The sequence below is a fragment of the Estrella lausannensis genome, from assembly GCF_900000175.1.
Taxonomy (GTDB): Bacteria; Chlamydiota; Chlamydiia; order Chlamydiales; family Criblamydiaceae; genus Estrella; species Estrella lausannensis.
The window spans coordinates 49,447-70,179 of record NZ_CWGJ01000006.1; the positions used below are offsets into that span (position 1 = coordinate 49,447).

Here is a 20,733-nt window from a genome sequence, read left to right on the forward strand (position 1 = left end):
GAGTCAGGGGTCATAGCGGTTAAATATTACCCCTGACTCCAGCGGCGGCGCCCTGGAGGAAAACTCATTTGAATCAGATATTTCTATGCTGAGGGCGCTCCTTGCTCCCAAAAGATCATCGGTGCTGCGGTCTTATGTTGTTCTAAAGTCAAGCCGCCGCTCGCTCGCTCCTTTGTGGAAGGTGTTCATTTGCCCCGGCCGGAGAGATTCTTTTCCGGCCAGGGACTCCAGTCCGATTTTTTCGCATACGAGACATTCCTTGAGGTGATTCAATATGTCTGTTTTCAAAAAGTGTAAGCTTCTTGCGCTAGTATATTTTCTCTCGTTCGGCGCGCCCGGACTTCAGGCGTCTTGGACGCCCACGCAATTCTTTACTGTAGGGGATACAGGAGCGAGTCCTGATGTGGGAGTTGACCCAGGTGGCAACGCGATTGCTGTCTTTGTCAACACCGGCCTCGGTGGCGTCATAGAGGCTTCGCAATTTGACCCAGAAACAAATACATGGGGGACACCGTTTCAAATATCAATCCCTCAGGAAACAGGAAAAGATGCCCCCGCGATTGGGATGAGTGAGCAAAATCTGGCCTATGTTATCCAACGTGATCAGACCAAGCCCGCGATCGAATTCAGCCAGCTAAATCAGTCAGGATGGAACTCGGGAATTGCTTATTCCGATTCAGGTACATTGTCCAAGCCCTCGATTGCCGCATCCGGCACGGGGCAGTTTGCCGCGGCCTGGATCTCTTCTGTCAATGGGGTGCAAGCGTTGGCGATCAACGGCGTGTCTTTGTCGGCTCTGCAAGTTTTAGACAGCTCAGCTACTTCGACAACAGATCTCGTGTCCGTCGCCGTCAACAATAGCGGAACGGCAGTTGCCGCCTGGCTTGGATCGAATGGGAATATCCGTTACAGCCTCTATAGCGGAGGAGTCTGGAGTCCGGCCCTCGATGTGACAAGTGAAAAACCCAATCAATATCCTTCAGTCGGAATCGACGACTCCGGCAACGTTGTCTTTGTCTGGAAAAGAGAGAGTGTTATTTGGGCAAATCAACTCTATAAAGGCCAATTGTTCCACTCTCAAAAGATCAGCAATAAGAAGATAGCAGCCGTTTCAGGTCCTCTTTGTGCAGTCGATAAAACCGGTATTGCGCTCTCGATCTGGCTGGATGAAGACAACAATGTCGCCTTTTCCTATTTTGACGGGAAAGAATGGTCTCATGGCGTTGCCGGGATCGCAGAACCCACATCCGTTTTATCCCTCACCAAAGACGACAATAAAAATTTCTTTGCCGAGTGGTCTTACAATGCAGGCTCCGTTCATGAAATTCGAAGCGCCTACTTCAACCCGGGCCTTGGATGGTCTCAGACAGAAACTGCGGCGACTTCCTCCTTAGCACTGCGAAACCCCAGAGGGGCTCTCTCTTCGTTGAACCACACGGCGTTTGCCGTTTTTGAATCAGGGGGCAATACCGATGCCGCCGGTACTTTCTCGCTGCTTGCCGTGCCGCCCTCGCCGCCCGCTGAAATTCAGGGAAGGGTCAAAAAAGACCGTTTCCCCTGCCAGACAGACAGAATTCATATTGTTTCCTGGAGCGCAACCGACGATCCGACAGCTGTAGCTTACCGCTTCAGGGAAGGTACAAAGCTGGTAGGGCAATTTCCCCTGACAGGACCCTTCCGTCTCGACTTCCACAACCGCGACAGGAAAAAGGAAGTGACATACAAAGTCTCCACCGTCAATTCCCTAGGCGTAGAAGGTGCGCCTATTACTATCGAACTCAGATGAGGTCTTTCATGCGAAGAGTGTTATTATCCCTATGTCTTTTTCTACCCTTCGTAGCATTTGGCTTCGATTTTGATATTGAAGCGCGCACGGCTCTCTTTATCCCTAAGAATTCGACGATGCGCGACCTGTATGGAACTGGATTTACCGAATATGAGATCGAAATGGGCATTCCGCTCAACAAATGCTTCACCTTGTTTAGCAACCTGAGCTATCTCGAAGCGGATGGCAGATCAAGTGAAAGCCACTACCGATCCGAGATGGAGAATTGGGCGCTTAACTTTGGCGGGAAATACTATTTCGAACCCTGGTGGTGTTTAAGACCGTATGTGGGTGCTGGCGCCGGCGTGGCCCACGTGGAATTTCGCGATCACTCTCCCTATGTCAACAACCACACCGGTAAATTCGGGTGGTCGGCTCTCTTTAAACTGGGCACGGAGTGGTGCTTTTCCCGTTATTTTTATGTCGACGTGTTTGCTGACTATGGTATTAACTCCTACGAATTTAAGAGCAAAAACAAGACTTCCGGCCACAACATCAACACCGGGGGCGTCAAGGTGGGCGGAGGACTTGGTCTTCGCTTTTAAACAAATTTTGAGACGCTTTCGTTATGGTACAGGCTCTTAAAAACGTGTCTACCGGAGCGAACTTAGCTTTGGCAAAGTAAAAAAGTTATAGTTAGAAGCTCGCTTCGGTGAATAAATCAAAAAAAGATTAGAGCTTAAACCCGCAGATTAAAGCCTTGCTTCTTCGGGAATTTTCATTTACAATGCTTACCAAAGATTTTTTTTATCCACGGTTTGCGCTATGAATCGTTCTGTACGAAAACGATTAATTTTTTCTCTCGTCCTCCTGGCCTTGATTGCAGGTTCGATCAAGACCTTCTTGCGTGTTACCGACGATTTCCGTCTCTCTAGCATTACCCATGAAATGCCACACAAAAAAGAGTGGGAAATCTCGCTGAACGACTCCCAAAAAAAGGAGTTGGAAACTATTTTCAACCAGCGCTTTACCTATCTCGGCAAGGGAGCGCAAGCCTACGCTTTTGTCAGCCAGGATGGAAAGTATGTTTTGAAATTTTTTAAATTCAAGCATCTAAGACCTAACTTCCTCCTCCTTTCGGTCCCCGCTATCGGTCCGCTCGCGGAGTGGAAGAGAGAGAGAATCTTACGCAAGGAAGAAAAGCTGAACAGCGTCTTTGGGGCGTATCGCCTAGCCTGGCGAGTTCACCGGCAAGAGGCCGGGCTTTTGTTTATCCACCTGAATAGAACAGACGACCTGAAGAAGGCGGTTGAGATCGAAGATAAAATAGGTCTTAAATGGACCGTCAATCTTGATGATGTTACGTTTGTTGTGCAAAGAAGAGTAGAAACCTCACGAAAGATCATCTACGGGCTGCTCAAGGAAGGACGTGTTGCCGAAGCAAAGGACAAGATCCACAAAATTTTCGACCTCTATGTTGCCGAATATCAAAAAGGCTTATTCGATCACGATCATGGCGTGATGCACAATACCGGTTTTGTGGGTGAAGAGCCTATTCACCTGGATGTGGGCAAGCTATACGAAGAACCCTCCATGAAAATTCGCGAAAACGCCCTCCTCGATATCGCCAAAATCGGCTGGAAGATAGATCAGGCCATTAAGGCCAATTACCCTCAATTTGCCGACGAGATTCGTAAAGACATTGAAGCGTATATCAGCAACGCGTACGGGAGTGATTTTACCTTTGCGGCATTCAACCTTGAGGCTATTTGGCAGCCTAAAAGATGGGATTAAGGATCTATTATTCCCTCCGTTCTGTCTCTCATGCGCCTGCCCGTTGGAGGAGCAGGAAAAAAATCTCTGTTCACCCTGCCTCTCGCTGTTTACCTGTCTTGATCCGAACGATCTCTGCCCCTTTTGCTATCAAGAAAGAGAGCGCCACGAAAAAAGAGGCGGAAAGTGTCTTGTCAAATCCAGTGCCTTAAAGCAACTTGTCACAGTTTTTGAAAGCCGAGGCCCCCAGCGGATGATCGCAAGGCACTATGCTGGCGGCAGATCTTATCTCTCCAAATCCATCGCTGCGTATATGTCCGCTTACTGGATCGATCAAGGGAAGCCTCTGCCCGATTGCGTGGTGCCTCTCTCGCTTCCGTGGTATGAGAAACGAAGGTTATCCGGCAACCCTCATAGCGCTCTGGCAGAAAACTGCTCCTTTTTTTTTGCATGTCCCTGCGTCCCTATTTTAAAACATAGAATTTTTAAAACAGAACAAACGGGGGGCAGATGCCATTTCAGCTACCGCCCGACTACCTCTTCCTACTCGTATCATGAATGGTTTAAGTGGGTTAAAAAGAATAGGCAATCAGTTGAGGATCAAAATGTTTTGCTGATCGCTCTGGACCAAGGGGACCTGACGGCTCTGATCGAAGCGGCAGAGTGTCTTCAAGAGGAGTATCCAAAATCGGTGAGCGCTCTTACCTTCATCTGAGAGCTTGTCCTAAAACTCAAATTCAGTGTGTGGACTGGCTCTCTCAGTTACGAAAATTTTTCGGTATATACCGAAAGTATCTCAAAATTTGGGATTTTGGCTTCGAGAAAGCCTCGGGATTGAATGATCGCAAGTCACCTAATATTAGAAATATGAGGTGACTTGCGATCATTCAATCGCGAGAGCTTTCTTTTTGCCAAAAACCAAATTTTGAGATACTTTCGGTATAATTGACACTCATTTCCTAAGGGGCTATGGTTCGTTTTGTTTAAAACCGTGCTCTAAAGATGACAGAATGTAGCGGCCAAAAATTTAAAGCGTTCAAAAGCTCCCTTCTGAGAGGAGCGTCGTTCATCATTTTCCTTTGTTTTTGCGGATGCCATAGAACCTTTCAACCTCAGGGCACTTATGTAGAACAGGCTCTTTTGGAAAGGGCAGGGGCAGCAGTCGCTGTCACGGAGACACTTGCTCTTAAAGCGGGGGAGAGTCAAGTGCCCGTTTCTCTTTTGAATAGTCGGCTTGATGCTGAATCGGCAGCTCAGATTGCTCTCCTGAATAATCCAGCCCTTAAAATGGAGATGATGGGAATCGGCATCAAGGCGGCTGACTTGGAAGCAACCATGCTTCTCCCGAATCCTTCCCTCGCTTTCAGCCTGTTTTTTCCTAGCAGAAGCAGTCTTGATAAGGGTGTTGAAGCTGGCATCAGTTATAAAATTGTCGATCTCTTTCTGATGCCTTATCGCAGACAGGCAGCTAGAGAGGCGTATTTCAGCGAACAAATGCGTGTATTGAAAGAAGCCCTGAAGTTAATTAATCAAGTGAAAGAGGTTTTTTACTCTTTGCAAGAGGCTCGATCAATAGTTAAAACCACTGAACTGATCAAGTTGGCGGCAGAAGTAAAATTTATGCTGGCTGAAAAACTCCACGCTCAGGGAAATATTGGCGATGCGATTTTTTTTGAGGCGGAGATGGAGCTGTGGGAGGCTAAGCAGGATGAGGCTGAGGCAAAGATTAATTTCGAAAGCTCTCTCTCAAAGCTGGCAGTTCTCCTGGGAGTAGACCACGGCACCATCAGCATTAAGGAAGAGGCCGAGGAGAGCGCTCCCCCTTTGGTTTTAAATGAGATCGATAGGGTAGCATGCGATCGGATTGATCTTGCGATTTTAAACTACGATCTTAGGCGTCTTTACTCCATGAGGCCTCTCTACTCCCCCTTGTCTTACACGTTCTCCTCACTCGGAATCGACTTTAAGCATGATCCTGAAAAGTATGACGCTTTAGGGCCTTCAGGGGTGCTGGATATCCCTCTTTTCAACTCAGGACAGAGTGACAGGCAGCGTCTCGATTATGAAATTGGGGCTCTTTGTTTTCAGCGTCAGATGGCTTGGATGACGGCTAAGGAAGAAATTTCCGCTTCCATCAAAAAATATGCGGCTGCAAAGGATAAATTATCTTTTGCAAAAGAGAGGGCGGATTCGGCCAAAAGCAGCTTTACAAGCGAATTGAACCTTTACAATGTCATGAATGTCACTCCGCTGGAGCTCTTGGATGCCAAGAGAAGGGAGCTAGAAGCCTCTAAAAGGTACCACCAGGTGCGAGGAGAGGCTATGCGTGAGGCTGTCCGACTGAAAAGAGCGATGCAGATATCTTTAAATGATTAGGTGCCCTGTGGAACTATTGAAAAAAATCTTTAATCTGATGTTGCTGGCGTCCCTATTTTTAGTCATCAATCTTGAAGCGGGGCAATGGCAGATACCTGATAGTATCACCACCATGCCGGGAGGCTCCAAGCTTCCTTACAGGGAAAAGGACGGAGTTAAGGAGTTTCACCTGATCGCCGAACCGGTGAAAAAGGAGATGGGTCCCGGCTTTTTTGTCGATGCCTGGGGATATAATGGCTCGACTCCAGGCCCTGTCATCGAAGCGACAGAGGGAGACACTGTTCGGATCTTCGTTACCAATAAGCTTCCGGAACCCACCACCATTCATTGGCATGGAATTAAAGTGCCGAGCGGGATGGATGGTGTCACCGGTCTTAGTCAAAAACCCATTATGCCGGGGGAAACCTACAAGTATGAGTTTACCCTGGATCAGTGGGGGACCTATATGTATCATCCCCATTATGACGAGATGACGCAGATAGCTCTTGGCATGGCAGGCTTTTTTGTGATCCATCCAAAAAGTTTCAGAGGGTCGCAGCCCGATCGTGACTTTCTGATCATGCTGGGGGAGTGGGCAATCCCGCCGGGAAGCAGCAAACCTATTCCCTCCGAAATGGTCAATTTCAACTATTTCACCTTCAATAGCACTGTATGGCCGACAACCCCCTCTTTATCGATCAAAACGGGTGAGAAGGTCCGTATTCGTTTTGGCAACCTGTCCATGAACAGCCACCCCATTCATGTCCACGGAACGGTATTTAGGGAGACGTCCAATGGTGTCGAGAGATTTAACTTTGATGCCCAGTTTGAAGATGTGACGGTTAACGTCCCGGTCGGTTCCGTTCGGGAGATCGAGTTTACAATGGATCAGGCCGGCGACTGGGCGATACACTGCCATAAGTCGCATCACATCATGAACGGCATGGGTCATCAAACCTATAGCTTGATAGATTTGAAATTGGACTCAGCAGAAATGGATAAGGCGAGAAAACTGATTCCAGGTTTTATGCTGATGGGGTCCAAAGGCATGGGAGAGATGTTTTCTCATGAAATGCACTCGATGCCCCGGCCTAAAAATTTTATGCACTACGGCACACCGGGTCCCTTTGGAACCATTGAGATGAGCGGAATGTTCACCGTCATGAAAGTGCGGGATAATCCGGAGGATGACAAAGGAGGGTGGTATCAAAACCCGCCGGGCACTGTGGCATCTCCCGCATCCAAAGAGGAAATCGAAGGGCTGCTGGAAGAGTAGGCCTCAGAGTCTGCACTACACCGAAAGACTTTCAAAATTTTGCATTAGAGCTTTTTAAAGGCTCCCATGCCAAATTCTGAAACACTTTCGGCATATCCAAGGCAAAGCTTGTATAGTGGAGTTTGAACAAAGACTCCGGGGAGATTTAGGCATGGCAAAGAAGACAAATTCTTTTGACGTTTTAGCGATCGGCGCGCATCCCGATGACGTCGATTTCTGTATGGGCGGCATTCTCGCTAAAATGGCGGCGGAAGGAAGCGCAGTAGCAATACTGGATTTAACCTCCGGGGAGAAGGGGACGCACGGAACCCCTGTTTTGAGAAGAAAGGAAGGAGAGAAGGCTGCCCAAGTGATTGGCGCCAAGCGTTTTTTCTTAGACTTCAAAGATGGCTCGATAGTGGACTCTCCGGAGGGCAGGAAGAAAATTGCCGGCGTCATTCGGGATCTGAAACCGAAGCTTGTATTTGCTCCCGTCTGGAAGGGGGTGATGAGCCATCCCGATCACTTTGCCTGCGGCCAGATGGCAAGAAATGCGGTCCGTTATGCCCGCCTTGAAAAGATGGTGCCGAATAAGCGAAAGCATCAGGTCGACGGTATCTTGCATTATCTTTTTCCCTACCAGGAAAATCCCGACTTCCTGATCGATGTCACTCCCTACAAAGATCTTTGGCAAGAGATGATGCTATGCCACGCCAGCCAGATGAAGACTTTTGATTATGTGGGATGGAACATGCGGTCGGCGCGCAAGTTTGGAGATATGGCAGGAGTTGAATACGCTCAAGGGTTGATTAAGGGAAACCCCGTCATTGTCGACACCCCTCTGATCATATCAAGAGGGACGAGGGAGGTCTGATTGATCTCGAGAGGGGTGCTAAAAAAAAATTGAGACGTTTTTTGTATAGGTAAGGGTGGGTACTAGACCCAACCTTTTCTTTTGAAAAATCTCCACATAGCTAGCGATATGAATAGCATGATGAAGAGGAGCGAATAATATCCCCACTCCCAGTCCAGTTCAGGCATATGTTTAAAATTCATCCCATAAAGGCTGGTGATAAATGTCAGGGGGACGAAGATGGTAGCCATTACTGTGAGGATCTTCATCACTTCATTCATTTTGAAGTTGATATTGGACATGTAAAGCTCAACCATTCCCGCAGCAATATCCCGAAAATTCTCGATAGTGTCGATCGCCTGGATGACGTGGTCGTAAACGTCTTGCAGGTAGATTTTGGTGGATTCACGGATCAGCGGAGTGTCCATCCTGATCAGTTTGCTGACAACTTCACGCGTTGGCCAGATCGCTTTGCGCAAGTGGCTGATCTGTCTTTTAAGATGCTGAATTTCTTTCAGTTTATTTGTAGAGGGATGATCGACAAGAGAGCCTTCAATATACTCTATCCTGTTATCCATCTTCTCCAATGTGATGAAATAGTGGTCTACCAGACAGTCAGCGAGGGCATAAGCGAGGTAGTCGCTTCCCCGTGTCCTCATCCTGCTGTTTTTTACCTTTAGCCTTTCTAAGATGGGCTTGAAGATGCCGGAGTCGGACTCTAAAAAGGTGATGAGATAGTTGCTTCCTAAAACGATGCTGACCTGTTGGTCGTCTATCTCGGTTAAACCCTCTTCCCATTTCAGCTGACGGAAAACAATGTAGAGCGCATCCTTGTAGTCGTCGACTTTCGAGCGCTGCCCGCTGTTGAGGATGTCCTCTAAAAGAAGCGGATGCAGGCCTAGCCTGCGGCCGATTTTTTCAACCATCTGGATGTCGTGGATGCCTGATATGTTGATCCAGGTAGGATTGGGTTTGATCATGGAGTCTAAACACTCATCGAGAGAGACATTGTCCCGGATTTTCAAAGTGTCGACGTCATAATCGATGAGAGTCAGGCGAATCTTTTCTTCCTTACCCTTCCCTGTATGCACAAGAGCGCCCGGGGGAAGTCCATACTTTTTTACTCTTTTGTTAATGATTGAGGTCATGCGAATTCCGGTCGATCCTTTTTTAAATTTAGGGAGAGGTTATCTGTATGAACCTGTCTCGATACAATTTTCATCGCAAAGGGGCTTTAAACGGCCTGAGGAACGACTGAAATATTTTATGGAGAGAGGTTCATGGGCATCGACTCCATTTCAAGTGGAGGATTATTACTCATTTTATCCAAGTAGGGGTGAATTTGCAAACGGAGAAACGGAGTTTTTCAGTGCGACATTTTCTTGGGGGAATTCCTTTTAATTAATGAGACCATGTTTTGGATATTTAATTGAGATGTTTATTTGTTTAGAAATATACCGAAAGTGTCTCAAAAATTGGATTTGGCAAAGAAAAAGCTCCCGAAGATTGAAAGATGACAAGTCACCTAATATTAGAAATATGAGGTGATTTGTCATCTTTTAATCCCGAGGCTTTCTCAAAGCCTTCATGCCAATTTTTGATAGGCTTTCGGCATACTATTGGCTGATTTATAATCTTGCGAAAGCGAGAGCGTTCTCTTTGCCAAAAGCTAAATTTTGAGACACTTTCGGGATAAATTGATCGGTAGTAGGATCATTGTGATTGAAAGTATGCGTATTGGAATTGTTTGCTACCCCTCAGTCGGGGGAAGCGGAGTGATGGCGACGGAGCTGGGGCATGAACTGGCCAAGAGGGGGCATGAGGTGCATTTTATCACCTATGCCATTCCCTTCCGCCTGCGTTTACAGGAAAAAAATATTTTTTTTCATGAGGTGGAGATTGACGAGTATGATCTCTTCCAATATCCCGATTACGCTTTGACCCTGGCGGTCAAAATCAGCGAAGTGGCCGAGGAGAACGATCTCGATATTTTGCACACGCACTATGCCATTCCTCACGCGACCAGCGCTTACCTTGCCAGGAAAATACTCCGTAAGAAAAGACCGAAGATCATTACGACGCTCCATGGCACCGACATCACTTTAGTCGGTAAGAACCCAAGCTATTCGAGGATTGTTAAGTTTAGTATTGAGGAGAGCGATGGGGTGACGGCTGTTTCTAAGGATTTGAAGGCGAAGACACAGCAACACTTCGGGATAGAAAAAGAGATTGAGGTCATCTATAACTTTTTCATTCCGAAGCCAGAGGTGATGGGTGATAAATCCTTGCGCGGCTATTTCGCCAGCGAAGAGGAGAAACTGATCATTCATGCCTCCAACTTCAGGCCCGTCAAGAGAGCGCTTGACGTCCTTCGCATTTACTGCCGCATAAAAGAGAAGATCGGGGCCAAACTGCTTTTGGTAGGAAGCGGGGAGGCGCTTGGTGAGGTGCGCAAAGAGGTTGCTGACAAAGGGATCGAGAGATCGGTGCATTTTCTCGGCCACAGCCGCGAAATCGACCGTTTTGTAGCGGCATCGGATCTCTTTCTTCTGCCAAGCGAGCAGGAGAGCTTTGGCCTTGTCGCGCTGGAGTCCATGGCTTATGGCATCCCCGTGGTTGCCAGTAAGGTAGGGGGCGTTCCTGAGGTAGTCGAGGATGGGAAGACAGGTTTTTTGGCTCCTGTCGGGGCAATTGACGAGATGGCTGAGAAAGCACTTAAAATTTTGAGTGACCCTATCCTCTATGAGACCATGAGCAGAAATGGTCAGCAGAGGGCGGGAGAGCTCTTTTCCCCTCAGCGCATCGTAGGGGAATACGAGGCCTATTATCGAAAGATTTTGGACACTCCTTAAATTGTGAAAGGGGCCCCTCGAATTATCTATAAGGGGCCCCGGCTCGCCTATTGATAGCTTTTTATTTCTTGCATGGACTTTTCCACGACGCGCTCAACCCTTTCGAAGGGGATGGTTGGCGGTCTTGATGTCTTCTCCCGCGCTTTTTTCTCCACGGGATCTTCTATCACCGAACCGTACACCATCTCCTCCTCGGCATTGGCAAGCAGATGCCTCGAGAAGCGTTTGAACTGTTCGAGCTTCGCTTCATTGATTCCGTCGTAGTGCATCTTGAGCTTTTTGAATTTAATGCCCCTTTCGATGCGCTCGATGCCATATTTGAGATATATCTGGCTCTTGTTCCACTCCAGAGTCGAGAGCGCCCCGGAGGCGGCCACAAACAGTTGAGAGACCTGGCTTAATCCTATGGGAGAGTGTGGTTTGTGAATACTTCCGATCACATCTTTGCAGTCTTGCAAGGCATTGTCGGCATAGCTATCTTCTTCCTTGAAGCTCATTCCATAAGCCTTTTTTTCATCAAGACTCTCTATCGTTTGTTTGACATCCTTCCATTTCAGGTGAATCTCTTTGAGGGCGATCTCCTTCTCGATCTTAATATCGACCTCTTCCAACTTGTCTCTTGCATCGCTGACGAGCCGGTACTTGTCGACGAGATCGCTCTTTCCATGAATTTCCCTGAGAGCGCCGTTAACGATTTCTTCAATCTGCGCGCTTTCATTTTCAAATTCGAGGTCATGCCTATCCCACGCATAGTTGATCCTGATTTCGATTTTGCGCTTGATGTCCGCGAGAGAAAGGACGGAGATGCTTACTTCAATCGCAATCAGGAGCTCTTCGATGGACTGAATTGCTTTGTTGATGCACTCCATTTTTTTGGATTCGTCAAGATCTTTGATTTCCTTCTTCACATCGAGCAGGATTTGCCGCAGCTGCCTTTCATGCTCTTCAAAAGACAACTCGTCTTCAAAGTCGAGCTCGAAATTATTTTCCTGAGAAGCATACGAAATACGGGTTCCGGCTTTGCTGGCTATATTGAGCAGGGCCGAATAGCGGAATAGCCACTCTGTGTGATAGAGCGTTTGCAGGGCGCTGCAAGCCGTTCTGATCACAAGCTCCTCCTCCTCCTCCCCGAATGCGCACAAAAGATCGGTCTCGGCTTTCACTGTGATTTGCTGTATTTTGTGAAATACTTCTTTGGGCTCTTCCTGGATGACGCTTGCGATGGAAGCGATGCGTCTCTCCAGGTTTTTTTTCGCCGTAGAGATCGCTCTTGGCAAGTTTGCTTGTGGGCAGCATGTCGATTCACCGGCCTCTCTTATCTGATCCGTCGAAATCATACTCCCTCCTTTTGCTTTGTGGTCTAAGTTTTCATTAGCGGCAGAAGTCAAAAGCTGGATGTTTATTGAAAATGCCATAGGTTGAAAACTCCTAAGTATCAAAGATTGAATAGGTGCGAAAAGTGTTGTTCCTTCTTCACTCTGCTTGCCGCTTTACTTAAAGAGGCTCTGCGTTGGACGATCTTTTTTAAATAAGATCTTAAGCACGCCTCTTGTAAGGATAGGAAAGAAGAGCTCTTTCCTCGTTTTCTGGTGCTTTACCGAAATTTCGAGACACTTTCGGTAAGTGCTTTTTAAGTTAGAGAGCGCTCATTTCCGCTTCCTAACAGCCAAGCTTGCTTACTACCAGAATTTTTTTGAGACAGCCTCACCCCTCCTCTTCGAGTTGGGGTTGAAAACTCTCCGGCTTTAGAGACTGTCATCCTGCCAGTTCGGGCTGGCATAATTTCTATGTACAAGAGTATTCTTTAGTATGCAATTCTCTTTTTTTTACTATGATTGAAAATTAGAAAATTGACTATCCGGTAATGATTGGTTAGTTTGTTTAAAATTGCGTGGATTGTTTTGTTTGAAAATCTTTTACAAAAATCAATTTTTTTTGTTAAAGTCGAGTGGAACCAATGGTTTTGGAATAAATTTACAAAAAACCTTGTTCATGGACGAACCGTAAATCCTGAGGAGCGTTTTCATTTTTCAACGCATTGATCAGATGCATCTCCGGGAGGTGTTCCTTAAAATGCGGAAAGGATCTGAAATATACCGAAAGCCTGTCAAAATTTGGCACAAGGGCTTTGAGAGCTTTCTCTTTGCCAAGCCCAAGTTTTAAGAGTCTTTCAGTTTTTTGCTTGCCGAATTGTCCTATCAGCCCCGAAAAAATTTTTGGAATCATATCCTGAAAATTTTTCCGGGCCTAATCGGCCAATTCAGCAGCAAAGCATACTGATGTGAGTTTTAGTACAAGTTCTTAAGCCTATGAAAATTATCAATTTTCCAATTTACGGATTGCCTCATGAGAAATATTTCCCTGCTTCCTAATATCATCACTGCCTTTGGACTTGCCTGCGGACTTTTTGTCATTTTTAAGATGAGTATGACGCCGATAGGTGGCGTGTCTGTCGACGTGTTGGTCGGTATTGCGGGGATATTGATCCTGTCCGCTTTCGCGGATCTACTCGATGGAGCTATTGCCCGTGTCATGAAGGCAGAGAGTGAATTTGGCGGGCTTTTTGACTCGCTTGCCGATGCGATCTCTTTTGGTGTGGCTCCTGCTGTCGTTGTACTTAAAACTCTTTCAGTGGAACCGGGAACATCTTACTCATTTTTGATCACCTTTGCAGCGATGGTCTTTACCGTGTGTGGAGTGTTGAGACTGATCCGGTTTAACATCAACAAAAACACGATTCAGCACGACGATGAGCTTTTGGCAGCTGCCAAGAAAAACTTCACCGGACTTCCCATACCGGCAGCCTGCGGCGCTTGCATCTCGGCAAATCTATATCTTGCTAAGTGGAGCTCCCTTGAACCGGAAATTTTTACCAAGGAAGCAACCATCTGGGTGATGGTCTTTGTACTTACGTTTTTAGGCTATATGATGATCAGCCGCTTTCGCTTCCCCAGCTTAAAGTCGCTGCACATCAAGGTGGCTTCTTTCAAGATTGTATTTCTATCCATCCTGCTGACACTTTTGCTCTTTTTCGGCATACTGCATGACTTTCCGCTGACATTTTTCGCCGTGTCGTGGCTCTATCTGGTCGTGTCGCTGATTCTTTATCTGGCACGCCTGATCGCCGGAAAACGCGCTAAAACGCTCGAAGACTTCGAACCGGCTCCGGAAGAGGAGGACGTGGTATAATCAATACTGCCTGATGAGGGCAGTGATGATTCCCTGGACTTGCAGCTCTTCCTCTTTAAAGAAGAGGGGGGCTGCCTCTCTTTTCTTGCTCTGGAGCAAGATCAGGTCCCCATCGCGGTGGAACTTTCTTATATAAACGACATTGTCGACGTAGGCAAAGACGGTGTCGCCGTCTTCTGCCACCACTCCGGCTTGGACGACGATGAAATCGCCCTCCGCTATGAGCTCGTCTCTAAGCTCTTCGCCCTTGGCCAAGAATAGATAGGCAGATGCCTCTTCCAGCACGAATGAACGCGGCACCGGGCAGCTTAAGTTCTCGTTATACATCTTAGGCGCTTTACCCTGTTGGATTTCACCGATGATCGGCAGGTTTAGCAGATCGCCCCGGACCTCCTTTTTTTCCCTGACCGCCAAAGCGCTATAGCGGCTTTCCTCAAGATACCCCTTCTTCTTCAGGGCATGGATGTAGCTATAGACGGTTCCCAAAGAGGAAAATCCAAACCGGGCCGAGATATCCCGGAACGTCGGGGCAGTCCCGGTTTTTTTGACGGTCTCGTCGATAAAGTCAAAAATTTGTTTTTGCTTTTCCGTCAGACTGGGCAAGGGTGCTTCCTGAAAAGATAATGATCCAAAAGTGCAGCCGTCAGCCACATGATAGCCAAAGAGACCAGCGTGTCAGAGAGGAAGTGCCCTCCTACGGCAATCCTTGAAAGACTAAGGAAAAACCCCAGAATCAAAGCCAATCCTAGAGCCAAGGCCGCGAGGCTCTTCTTTTCGTGCCGTCTAAAGGCAAACATCAGCGCGAAGAAGAAAAATCCCATAGTGCAATGGCCGCAGGGAAAGGAACGGAGCACCTCTTTGCTGCCGGCGCTCGCCGGAAGATCTTCGTCGGGTATAGCTTTTGTTGTACCGCTGAAATGGGGAACATAGAAGGGAACAAAAGGGTAGGGACCGCCGAAAAGGACCGTTTGCCGCGGGCGCGGCCGGCTCCAATGGTCTTTCAACAGGCCGTGGACAATCAGGCCCGATCCGAGGGTCAAAGTCAGTACAACTAAGATTAGGGCTTTTCGGAACCTGATGAGAGAGGCAACGAACAGGGAGACGGCAAGAAGGGCCAAAGCGGCGACTGCAGTGAGAAGCGCAGGCAGTGTTCCCCAGTTGTAGAAAAAATCCCAAAGCGGAATTGATGAGAAGTGACCGCTTTCCGGGTTAAAAAAATAGGAGCTCGCAGCAATATCTAGCTGGACAGAGAAAGGCGCGAAGAGAGCAAGTAAAAAGACCGGAAGATAAAATCGCATAAGATGAAATGAGCGTCGCACTTTGTTTATTGCTATATCATCGTTTTCTTTGAGTTTAAAGACAAGAACGTATCAGAAGGATTATCTTAGAGGCTGTCCGCAAATTGAAAGTGTCTCAAAATTTGGTTTTTCGCAAAGCAAAATCCCTCGCGATTGAAAGAGGGTATGCCTAAGGGAAAAAGGGTGCTTCGTGAATGAAGTAAAATTAATATTTACAAACAGATCCTTGTCAAGCCTCTTGCTGAAATTATTGACCCTCTTCATAATTGCCCCTTTCAGAGGTTTTTCATGTCTTCTTTCCTGTTGATCGCGCTGGCTGCCGCTAGCTTAGTCGCTCTCTACTTCATATTTCAAAAACGCGGGGAATTAGCCCTTTTGCAAAGAGATATCGGCTATCTGAAGGATAGGCTCGAAAGCGAGGAAGAGGCGCTGCGAGAGGCTAAGCGGGAGAACCTTTCCCTAAGAGAGGCTATGGATGAACTTCTCTTACGCAAAGCGTGCCTGGAAGAAAGAGTGAGGGCTGCGGGATTGCTTGAAGAGGAGTTGAAAGAGCTTCGGCAAGAGGCAAAAGAACTTGCAAGCGAGCTTTCGGCCACCAAAAAGGCGCTTGAAGACGAAAAATCTTTCAATATTGAAAAGCTGAAGATCATCGAAGAGGCGAAATCCAACTTAAAAGAGAGCTTTCAGTCGCTTTCTCAGGAAGCGCTGAAACTGAGCAGCGAAAGTTTTCTTCAGCTTGCCGAAGCGCGCTTTGAAAAAATGCAGGAAACGGCTAAGGGTGCCCTTCAAGCCAAAGAACAGGCCATTTTCGAGCTCGTCAAACCGATCAAAGAGTCGTTGAAAGAGGTGGACGGCACCGTCAAGGAGATGGAAAAATCCCGCGTTTCGGCATACGCCTCCCTCACAGAACAGGTGAAGCACCTTCTAGATGCCCAGAGAAAGCTGGAGTCGGAGACAGCGAGCTTGGTGCACTCCCTCAGAATTCCGGCCGCGAGGGGCAACTGGGGAGAGATTCAGCTGCGTCGGGTAGTCGAAATGGCCGGCATGATGGAATATTGCGATTTTGTCGAGCAGGAAACGGTGGTTTCGGACGGAAACCGCATGCGGCCTGATATGCTGGTTAAGCTTCCGAGCGATAAGATCGTGATCATCGACTCCAAAGCCCCGCTCCAGGCTTTCCTAGAGTCTCAGGAGGCTAAAACAGAAGAGGAGAGGGAAGAGAAGCTCAAAGCCCACGCCAAGCAGGTAAAAAGCCGCATTTCGCAGCTCTCCTCGAAAAGCTACTGGGAGCAATTTGATAAAACACCGGAATTTGTCGTCCTTTTCCTTCCGGGAGAGACCTTCTTCAGCACCGCTCTCCGGGTAGATCCAGGGCTTATAGAGCAGGCGCTTCAAGAAAAGGTAATATTAGCCTCACCCACCACTTTGATCGCCCTTTTGAAAGCGATTGCCTACGGTTGGAGCCAGGAAAAGGTGGCCAAAAACGCCGAAGAGATCGCGCGGCTTGGCGGCGAGATGCTCTATCGCTTCAATACAGTGCTCAATCATTTTGACTCGATCAGGAAGGGACTGGAAACTGCCGTTCAGGCTTATAATAGCACCGTAGGCTCGTTCGAGCAGAGGCTCCTGCCACAGGCGCGCCGGTTTCATGAACTGGCTCCAAGCCAGGCGCCGGCCGTTACCGAGATAAAGCCCGTTGAAAAGCATCCACGTGAAGTGCTTATCAGGGCAATCGAGGTAGGACAGGAGTCAGAGGTAAAGCCGATTGAGCCGGCAGCTTTCCTCGTGAATGATCATGGGGCGGGCTAGTACCCCACCTTATAGAAGGCTGTATCCGTTTCTGGAGGTGCGCTTGCCCTTATTTTCTCCCTCGTAGAGAGTCTCCCCAAAAGAGGCGGTCTTATAGGTCAAAGGGGTATATCTTGTCATTTTTTCAAGTTTGATCCTCAACCGGGTCGCTCCTGATGGAATACCTTGCGCTATCCTGATGCCGTTTTGGGAGAGCAGTTTGATGAGCTCTTCCAATTGGTATTTATCGATAGTGAGGCTGTCTTGGCCATTCCACCATCCAATCTTGTGTTTGCCTTCGAATAGAAGATCCGCAGAGACGATCAGTCCTCCTTTGCTTTCGATCTGATCGATTGCGGATGCGATCAGGTCGTGGCTGAGCGTCGCAAACTGAAGCCCGTCGATTGCAGAGATATTGAGTGCCATAAAATCCTCCTGATGATTTTCACTCCCAGTCCTCTTAAAGATGTGATTTTCACGAAAGGGCGCGTGGTGGCGGGGATCATTTTTTCCTCTTTTGCCGGCCTCCTAATCCTTCCTGAAAATTGACAGAAACGGATACGGAAATTGTCTCAAAATCCGGGATCTTGAGACACTTTCGGTACATACCGAAATTATCTCAAAACTTGGCATGAGGGCTTTGAGAAAGCCAACCTTTGAGACACTTTCGGTATAGTAGTAAAGCATACTGACTGGTAGTTACGGGTAGTCTCTTAAACAAAGAGGAATTGCCGGGAAAAGTCAAATGTTATTCGAAATGCTTGAAAACAAATAATCTATTGTTTAAAATGGTTCTGTCTTTAAATTGTTACGGAAAGTATGGATCATTTTGATCACCTCACATCCGTTGTAGTAACCGGTCAGCTTCTGTCTCAGAAAGCTGTGGTCGTCGTCGTGCGCCTCGCGCGCAAATCATAACCCCCTGTCCACATCCCATTTTTAACCGTCAGAAAAAGCCCAAGAGAGCTCTTCTGAGGACGGAACCGATTATATAACTTTTACTCCTCTCCTGAGGCAACCGGGGGATTTTAGTATTAAACTTCATTTTAGGACGACCATGAAGACCCAATCATTTTTTCAGACCATCGCGACCGGGTTTGCGATGTTTTCGATGTTTTTCGGTGCCGGCAACGCTATTTTTCCCCTGGCTCTCGGTTATGAAGTTCAGGGAGGGGCCGCATTTGCCATTGGCGGGCTTCTAATCAGCGCGGTACTGCTTCCCTTTCTTGGCCTCGTTGGGGTCTATCGCTACCAGGGAGAAACTCAAAATTTTTTTGATACGCTAGGTAAAAAAGAGGGGTTAATTATCTCTTTTTTCATCTTGGGCGTGCTTGGCCCATGCGGTGCCATACCGCGGTGTATCGCTCTCTCCTATGCGACAATTAAGCCGCATTTACCCGATTTTATTGGGATAGCTCCCTTTTCTTTGATCTCCTGCATCCTCATTTTCCTTTTGACTCTGCCCAAAAAGAAATTTATTTCGATTATTGGTGCCTATTTAACGCCCATCCTCTTGCTGTCTTTGGCGGTTTTGATTGCCAAAGGCCTTTATCAGGGTGGACCGATGGAGATGAATGGAACGCGTTTTTCGTCATTTATGACGGGGTTAAAAGAGGGGTATGGGACGATGGATCTGATCAGCTCTTTTTTCTTCGCGCCCGTCATCATTGGCGCTATCCGGAAAGAAGGCTGCCCTAATCAGGGACTTAAGCTGTTTTTAAGCTGCCTGATTGGTGCTATACTCCTTTCGCTGACCTATATCGGGTTTTGTCTGATCGCCGCCTTCTCGAAGGAGGGAATCGGCGCTGTCGGGCTCGAAGATCTCATGCATTCGGTAGCGTATACCATTTTGGGAACGCAGGGCAGTTTTGTCCTCTGCTTGATCATCGCTCTTGCATGCCTTACCACAGCGGTAGCGATCTCCTTAGTATTCGCCGATTTTCTCACCAATACGCTTACCAAGGGAAAATTGCGCTACGAGACATCTCTTCTGATCACCTGCTTTGCGACATTCCTTTTTGCAACGCTTGAATTCAGCGGGATTCGCACGCTGTTAACTCCTCTGTTAGTAGCGCTCTATCCGGCGCTTTTCGTACTGACAGTTTTGAATATCTGCAAAAGCTTCGGGATGCAAATCGAGGTTAGAATTCCTTTTTACTGTGTATTGACGGTCAGTTCAATCTACAGCCTGTTGATGTAGTGGAAAGCGCTCTTAGGGGACGGGATTGTATTTGATCTCTTCCCCGTGAGGCAGGGTATAAGTCTTGTAGATCCACGGGTCGTCATTTTCGCGCATCAGACGGTCGCAGCCCATGATAAACCCCTGAAAGAAGCCATATTTTCGCATCGCCTCCAACGTATATTGGGAGCTGCTGGGATAAAAGTGGCTGCGCGGTCCGTCCGCCGGCGAGATGATGTCTTGGTGAAACTGGATGGCAGACTCGGCGAAGGCTCCGAAGAGGGGAGTTGGGCAGCTGCTTCTTTTACACTCGTTGCGCGGCGGGGCAGCCAGTTCGCTATCTTTACCCCAAGGAAGCAGCTGCAGGCCCGCCCTTGAGTGGGCGGGTATCAACAGGATCAATAGCATCAAAAGCTGTGCGCGAAAAGCCCCAACCATCTAAAAATTCCAGTCCAGCATCAATGCGGGGAACAGTCGTAAATCGTTCATCACACATTCGGCATTTTGCTGGTAAAGCCTTTCGTTGTGGTACTTTGCCTCTAAGGCTGCGCCGTTGATGCCGCCGAAGTACCATCCTGTCTCAAGGCTGAGTGTGATCAATCCCGCGGCGGTATAGCCCTTTTCAAAGAAACGGTAGGCTGCAAAGCCAAAAAGGGCATTGATGAGCAGTGAGGTGACGGCAGCTTTTTTCTCGCCCACGTACCAGTAGCCGGCGCCGGGGAAGCAGGCGTTTAGGATTTCTGCCCTCTTTACCGATTTTGCATGCTCGCAAAAACAGCAGGCAAGACCTGCGATGGCGGGCTCTTTTTCGGTTCCTTGGGCAAGAAGTCTGGCGCAGTGCAAATCACCGCTGGAAAGGTTGAGGTATAGATCTAGGTTAAGTTTAAGTTCGCACTCATGCTTCTCAATTAGTTCAGAGATTCTGTCTGCCTTTTCGCACTCGCCGATTTTCCGATAGCTTTCCCACAAGATGATGAGCAAATCCCTGAAGGGGGGGAATGTCTCCGGGTTGGCTTCTTTGAGCCTTCCCATCTCAAACTGGTTGATCACATCGACATAGCGGGCAGCGAGAAAGTAGCTTTCCATGATGCAAAACTCGATTTCCAAGATGCGCGCTGTGTTGTATGCCGGGATGAGGAAGCGAGCCTTCTTGAAGGAGGTGATTGCCCGGTAGAGATCCAGCTCTTTTGCAAAGCACCGGCCAGCATGCAGTTCGCTTGCCCAGGGCTCTTGCATCTCTTCGTCGGTTAGTGGAGGAAATGCCGAGGGTGTGCGGCTAAAATCCCTTTCTACCGGAATGTAGACGACTTTGGGCTCAAAGTCCGCTCTTTTGGGGGAGCAGCCCGAAATGAGGCATGAAAGTGCGATAAGAAAAAGGAATCTTTGGAGAAAGCTGCCTGGGGCTACCTGCATGCTCTTTGAAGAA

At 47.9% G+C, this 20,733-nt stretch carries 19 protein-coding genes; 11 read left to right on the top strand and 8 right to left on the bottom strand.

Annotation, left to right across the window (positions count from 1 at the left end):
* Nucleotides 1-274: 274 nt before the first annotated feature.
* The 7 genes from ELAC_RS01860 (at nucleotide 275) to ELAC_RS01890 (ending at nucleotide 8,022) form a co-directional block, all read left to right on the top strand.
* A complete protein-coding gene (locus ELAC_RS01860; RefSeq protein ID WP_098037585.1) occupies nucleotides 275-1,786 on the top strand; it encodes a hypothetical protein in 1,512 nt (503 codons plus the stop codon).
* 8 nt (nucleotides 1,787-1,794) lie between these two features.
* Complete coding sequence (locus tag ELAC_RS01865; protein WP_143406411.1) at nucleotides 1,795-2,370, top strand: outer membrane protein; 576 nt, start codon at nucleotides 1,795-1,797, stop codon at nucleotides 2,368-2,370.
* Between the two features lie 220 nt (nucleotides 2,371-2,590).
* Nucleotides 2,591-3,559 (top strand): hypothetical protein, encoded by a 969-nt coding sequence (locus tag ELAC_RS01870; RefSeq protein WP_098037587.1) that lies wholly within the window; start codon nucleotides 2,591-2,593, stop codon nucleotides 3,557-3,559.
* A gap of 43 nt (nucleotides 3,560-3,602) precedes the next feature.
* Entirely contained in the window at nucleotides 3,603-4,253 is a 651-nt protein-coding gene (locus ELAC_RS01875; RefSeq protein ID WP_098037588.1) for a hypothetical protein, read from the top strand.
* Nucleotides 4,254-4,540: 287 nt separating this feature from the next.
* A complete protein-coding gene (locus tag ELAC_RS01880; protein ID WP_098037589.1) occupies nucleotides 4,541-5,914 on the top strand; it encodes a TolC family protein in 1,374 nt (457 codons plus the stop codon).
* 7 nt (nucleotides 5,915-5,921) lie between these two features.
* Nucleotides 5,922-7,169, top strand: a complete 1,248-nt coding sequence (locus ELAC_RS01885; RefSeq protein WP_239414310.1) for a multicopper oxidase family protein — start codon at nucleotides 5,922-5,924, stop codon at nucleotides 7,167-7,169.
* Between the two features lie 151 nt (nucleotides 7,170-7,320).
* A complete protein-coding gene (locus tag ELAC_RS01890; RefSeq protein WP_098037590.1) occupies nucleotides 7,321-8,022 on the top strand; it encodes a PIG-L family deacetylase in 702 nt (233 codons plus the stop codon).
* Between the two features lie 62 nt (nucleotides 8,023-8,084).
* On the opposite strand, the gene corA is transcribed toward ELAC_RS01890, so the two are convergent.
* The gene (corA, locus tag ELAC_RS01895; RefSeq protein ID WP_098037591.1) at nucleotides 8,085-9,149 is read right to left on the bottom strand and encodes a magnesium/cobalt transporter CorA; all 1,065 of its coding nucleotides are present in this window, start codon (nucleotides 9,147-9,149) and stop codon (nucleotides 8,085-8,087) included.
* Between the two features lie 570 nt (nucleotides 9,150-9,719).
* Between corA and bshA the strand changes: the two genes are divergently transcribed.
* Nucleotides 9,720-10,853 (top strand): N-acetyl-alpha-D-glucosaminyl L-malate synthase BshA, encoded by a 1,134-nt coding sequence (bshA, locus tag ELAC_RS01900; protein WP_239414312.1) that lies wholly within the window; start codon nucleotides 9,720-9,722, stop codon nucleotides 10,851-10,853.
* Between the two features lie 47 nt (nucleotides 10,854-10,900).
* On the opposite strand, the gene ELAC_RS01905 is transcribed toward bshA, so the two are convergent.
* Both ELAC_RS01905 and ELAC_RS01910 read right to left on the bottom strand, forming a co-directional pair.
* Nucleotides 10,901-12,268, bottom strand: a complete 1,368-nt coding sequence (locus ELAC_RS01905) for a hypothetical protein (protein WP_098037593.1) — start codon at nucleotides 12,266-12,268, stop codon at nucleotides 10,901-10,903.
* A gap of 559 nt (nucleotides 12,269-12,827) precedes the next feature.
* Nucleotides 12,828-13,079 carry a hypothetical protein gene (locus ELAC_RS01910; protein WP_098037594.1) on the bottom strand — a complete coding sequence of 84 codons (252 nt, stop codon included), beginning with the start codon at nucleotides 13,077-13,079 and terminating at the stop codon, nucleotides 12,828-12,830.
* 120 nt (nucleotides 13,080-13,199) lie between these two features.
* Between ELAC_RS01910 and ELAC_RS01915 the strand changes: the two genes are divergently transcribed.
* A complete protein-coding gene (locus ELAC_RS01915) occupies nucleotides 13,200-14,042 on the top strand; it encodes a CDP-alcohol phosphatidyltransferase family protein (protein ID WP_098037595.1) in 843 nt (280 codons plus the stop codon).
* Here the strand turns inward: ELAC_RS01915 and lexA are convergent, their stop codons facing one another.
* Nucleotides 14,043-14,645: a transcriptional repressor LexA gene (lexA, locus tag ELAC_RS01920; RefSeq protein ID WP_158227776.1), complete on the bottom strand. Its 603-nt coding sequence runs from the start codon at nucleotides 14,643-14,645 to the stop codon at nucleotides 14,043-14,045.
* Nucleotides 14,633-15,340: a phosphatase PAP2 family protein gene (locus ELAC_RS01925; RefSeq protein ID WP_098037597.1), complete on the bottom strand. Its 708-nt coding sequence runs from the start codon at nucleotides 15,338-15,340 to the stop codon at nucleotides 14,633-14,635. Before ELAC_RS01925 ends, lexA begins: the two co-directional genes overlap by 13 nt.
* Before the next feature lie 288 nt (nucleotides 15,341-15,628).
* Between ELAC_RS01925 and ELAC_RS01935 the strand changes: the two genes are divergently transcribed.
* Nucleotides 15,629-17,149, top strand: a complete 1,521-nt coding sequence (locus ELAC_RS01935; RefSeq protein ID WP_098037599.1) for a DNA recombination protein RmuC — start codon at nucleotides 15,629-15,631, stop codon at nucleotides 17,147-17,149.
* A gap of 9 nt (nucleotides 17,150-17,158) precedes the next feature.
* On the opposite strand, the gene ELAC_RS01940 is transcribed toward ELAC_RS01935, so the two are convergent.
* On the bottom strand, nucleotides 17,159-17,554 hold the full coding sequence (locus ELAC_RS01940; protein WP_098037600.1) for a hypothetical protein: 396 nt from the start codon (nucleotides 17,552-17,554) through the stop codon (nucleotides 17,159-17,161).
* A gap of 631 nt (nucleotides 17,555-18,185) precedes the next feature.
* Here ELAC_RS01940 and ELAC_RS01945 point away from each other — a divergent pair.
* Nucleotides 18,186-19,328, top strand: a complete 1,143-nt coding sequence (locus ELAC_RS01945) for a branched-chain amino acid transport system II carrier protein (protein ID WP_098037601.1) — start codon at nucleotides 18,186-18,188, stop codon at nucleotides 19,326-19,328.
* Nucleotides 19,329-19,340: 12 nt separating this feature from the next.
* Here ELAC_RS01945 and yidD read toward each other — a convergent pair whose 3' ends face one another.
* A complete protein-coding gene (gene yidD, locus ELAC_RS01950; RefSeq protein ID WP_239414315.1) occupies nucleotides 19,341-19,745 on the bottom strand; it encodes a membrane protein insertion efficiency factor YidD in 405 nt (134 codons plus the stop codon).
* The gene (locus ELAC_RS01955; RefSeq protein WP_098037602.1) at nucleotides 19,746-20,720 is read right to left on the bottom strand and encodes a hypothetical protein; all 975 of its coding nucleotides are present in this window, start codon (nucleotides 20,718-20,720) and stop codon (nucleotides 19,746-19,748) included.
* Between the last annotated feature and the right edge of the window lie 13 nt (nucleotides 20,721-20,733).

Coding starts and splice junctions, on each gene's coding strand:
- ELAC_RS01865 (WP_143406411.1), top strand. CDS start 1,795: ATGCGAAGAGTGTTATTATCCCTATGTCTTTTTCTACCCTTCGTAGCA.
- ELAC_RS01890 (WP_098037590.1), top strand. CDS start 7,321: ATGGCAAAGAAGACAAATTCTTTTGACGTTTTAGCGATCGGCGCGCAT.
- ELAC_RS01925 (WP_098037597.1), bottom strand. CDS start 15,340: ATGCGATTTTATCTTCCGGTCTTTTTACTTGCTCTCTTCGCGCCTTTC.
- ELAC_RS01910 (WP_098037594.1), bottom strand. CDS start 13,079: ATGATTCCAAAAATTTTTTCGGGGCTGATAGGACAATTCGGCAAGCAA.
- ELAC_RS01945 (WP_098037601.1), top strand. CDS start 18,186: ATGAAGACCCAATCATTTTTTCAGACCATCGCGACCGGGTTTGCGATG.
- ELAC_RS01880 (WP_098037589.1), top strand. CDS start 4,541: ATGACAGAATGTAGCGGCCAAAAATTTAAAGCGTTCAAAAGCTCCCTT.
- ELAC_RS01955 (WP_098037602.1), bottom strand. CDS start 20,720: ATGCAGGTAGCCCCAGGCAGCTTTCTCCAAAGATTCCTTTTTCTTATC.
- ELAC_RS01905 (WP_098037593.1), bottom strand. CDS start 12,268: ATGGCATTTTCAATAAACATCCAGCTTTTGACTTCTGCCGCTAATGAA.
- ELAC_RS01870 (WP_098037587.1), top strand. CDS start 2,591: ATGAATCGTTCTGTACGAAAACGATTAATTTTTTCTCTCGTCCTCCTG.
- ELAC_RS01915 (WP_098037595.1), top strand. CDS start 13,200: ATGAGAAATATTTCCCTGCTTCCTAATATCATCACTGCCTTTGGACTT.
- corA (WP_098037591.1), bottom strand. CDS start 9,149: ATGACCTCAATCATTAACAAAAGAGTAAAAAAGTATGGACTTCCCCCG.
- ELAC_RS01940 (WP_098037600.1), bottom strand. CDS start 17,554: ATGGCACTCAATATCTCTGCAATCGACGGGCTTCAGTTTGCGACGCTC.
- ELAC_RS01860 (WP_098037585.1), top strand. CDS start 275: ATGTCTGTTTTCAAAAAGTGTAAGCTTCTTGCGCTAGTATATTTTCTC.
- yidD (WP_239414315.1), bottom strand. CDS start 19,745: ATGGTTGGGGCTTTTCGCGCACAGCTTTTGATGCTATTGATCCTGTTG.
- ELAC_RS01935 (WP_098037599.1), top strand. CDS start 15,629: ATGTCTTCTTTCCTGTTGATCGCGCTGGCTGCCGCTAGCTTAGTCGCT.